Origin of the sequence: Chitinophaga sp. (assembly GCF_036569125.1) — a bacterium.
Lineage (GTDB): Bacteria > Bacteroidota > Bacteroidia > Chitinophagales > Chitinophagaceae > Chitinophaga.
Window position 1 is genome coordinate 1 of record NZ_DATCRF010000341.1, and the last position, 2,584, is coordinate 2,584.

A 2,584-nucleotide genomic window follows, 5' to 3' on the forward strand; every position below is an offset into this window, starting at 1 on the left:
GCTACAGCTACGCTCCGGCAATAAGATCCTGTACCGCACCCGCCAGGAGCAACAGCTATCTATACACGCTGCCACCATTCGCCTGCAAGGCAGGCTGGTAAAGCTTATCAGCATACAAAACATTCATACGGAGCTGCAGGAAAAGGAGCTGGAAGCCTGGCAAAACCTTACCAAGATCTTGCGGCACGAGATCATGAACTCCGTTACGCCCATTGTATCCCTTATTGGCACCATGCAGGAAATAGTGGAGCAGGATATTGCACCCTATACCCAGCAGCCGGAAGCCATAGCCGACCTGCAGGAAGCGCTGCAAACCGTAGAAAGCCGCAGCAAAGGCATTATGAACTTTGTGAACGCTTATCGCGATTATACGACCCTGCCCAAACCACAGTTCACCGATGTGAACCTGAAAGCGCTTATTACCTCCGTTAGCAACCTGTTGCTGCCGGAGCTGCGGCAGGCCGGCGTGCATTACCAATATACCCCCGAAGCAGATGATGCCTATATACATGCAGATATTGCCCAGCTGCAAATGGTGCTCATTAACCTTATCAAGAACGCGATGGATGCGCTGGAGCATACTGCTGCAGCGGATATTCATGTTAAAACCTACATGAGCAATCCCCAGCAGGTATGTATTGCCATTATTGACAACGGTCCCGGTATTGATGCCGATGCGCTGAATAAGATCTTCATCCCCTTTTATACCACCAAGAAAAAAGGCAGCGGCATTGGGCTAAGCCTTTCCCAGCAGATCATTCAGTCACATGGCGGGCAGCTGAAAGTGAACAGCAGCAATGAAGAAGGCACCACCTTTTCCATTGTGCTGGGAGTGGTATAGTTTTATTATATTAGATGCTGTACTAACACCTCACTGATAACCACCACTGTATGAATCCACGCTGGCCCGTGTTTTATTTCATTCTGCTGCTGGCCGATCTTGTTGCCATTATGCTGCAGGCAGATGCAGTTCGATTTGTTACCAAACCCCTGCTGATGGTATTGCTGGGCGTTTATTTGCTGGCGCGTATTAACCATTTGCGGCCGGCTGTTTTCCGTAATTTTTTACTGGCTGCGCTCTTTTTTTCCTGGGCGGGAGATATTTTTTTACTGTGGCCGGCTTACTTTTTACCCGGCCTGGGCTGCTTTCTGCTGGCTCACCTGGCCTACATCGGCTTTTTTCTGAAAGTACGGTACACCAACTATCCCCTGCCCCTGTGCAAGTACCTGTTCATTTTTTTATCAGAAGCAGCAGTGATAGCCTTCCTGTTCTTTATGTTCCCTTACCTGGGTAGTATGCGCGTGCCCGTTATAGTTTACGCCAGCACTATTTCCTTTACCTTATTATGTGTTATGCACGCTTTCCGCTTCGGGGAACAGCCTATGGGCTGGTATTGCATTGCCGGCGCCCTGCTTTTCATTTGCTCGGATGCCATGATAGCCCTGCAGCGCTTTTACCACGATTTTCCGGCAGCCAGTGTGCTTATCATGTTCACCTATGGCCTGGCACAATGGGCTTTGATAGAAGGCAGCACCAGGTATTTGAATTCACGCGTTAAAGCGTAAATTTGATTTACGATTTTAGATTTTAGATTTACGATCTCCTAAGCCACGGGTTTTAAAATCTAAGATCGTACATCGTAAATCTAAAATCAGACTGGTTTATGCAAACAGACTTCTTAGTGATTGGATCGGGTATTGCAGGACTTACCTATGCGTTAAAAGTAGCAGAATATTATCCGGATAAAAAGATCACCATCATTACCAAAACGCAGGAAGATGAAACCAATACCAAATACGCGCAGGGCGGGGTAGCCGTGGTAAATGACCTGGAGAACGACAGCTTTGAAAAACATATAGAAGATACGCTTATTGCCGGCGATGGCCTGTGTAATCAGCACATTGTGGAGATAGTAGTAAAAGAGGGACCGGAACGGGTACACGAAATTATTGAGTGGGGCGCCAACTTTGATAAAAATCCCGATGGCGAATACTCCCTGGGCCGGGAAGGCGGGCACTCTGAGTTCCGCGTGATCCATCATAAAGATGTTACCGGCAAAGAAATTGAACGGGCGCTGCTAAGCGCTATTCATAAAAAATCCAACATAGAGCTGGTTACCCATTGCTTTGTGGTAGACTTAATTACCCAGCACCACCTGGGCTACCTGGTTACCAAAAGCACTCCTGATATTGAGTGTTACGGCGTATATGTATTAAACCTGCAAACCAAGCAGATCGAAAAGATCCTGAGCCGGGTAACCCTGCTGGCTACCGGCGGTAACGGGCAGGTGTACCGCAGCACCACCAACCCCTCTATTGCCACCGGCGACGGCGTGGCCATGGTATACCGCGCCAAAGGCCGTATAGAGAATATGGAGTTCATACAATTCCACCCTACTGCGCTGGACCAGCCGGGGGTTAACAACTCTTTCCTGATCACGGAAGCGGTGCGTGGCGATGGCGGCATATTGCGGAACATATACGGAGAAGAGTTCATGCATAAGTATGATCCCCGCCTTTCCCTGGCCCCGCGCGATATTGTAGCCCGGGCCATAGACAGTGAAATGAAGATAACCGGTACGGA

Annotated in this window: 3 protein-coding genes; all 3 read left to right on the plus strand. The window is 48.9% G+C overall.

Features of this window, described 5'->3' with window-relative positions:
• Positions 1-841 (plus strand): sensor histidine kinase (locus VIM87_RS12550; protein ID WP_331997327.1); only part of this gene is annotated, 841 nt, incomplete at its 5' end.
• Positions 842-891: 50 nt separating this feature from the next.
• Positions 892-1,566 (plus strand): lysoplasmalogenase, encoded by a 675-nt coding sequence (locus VIM87_RS12555; RefSeq protein WP_331997328.1) that lies wholly within the window; start codon positions 892-894, stop codon positions 1,564-1,566.
• 98 nt (positions 1,567-1,664) lie between these two features.
• Positions 1,665-2,584, plus strand: a 920-nt coding sequence (locus VIM87_RS12560; protein ID WP_331997329.1) for an L-aspartate oxidase, incomplete at its 3' end; no start/stop codon positions are given.

Bases quoted from the DNA above. Each gene is read 5' to 3' on its own strand.
- VIM87_RS12555 (WP_331997328.1), top strand. From the start codon at position 892: ATGAATCCACGCTGGCCCGTGTTTTATTTCATTCTGCTGCTGGCCGAT.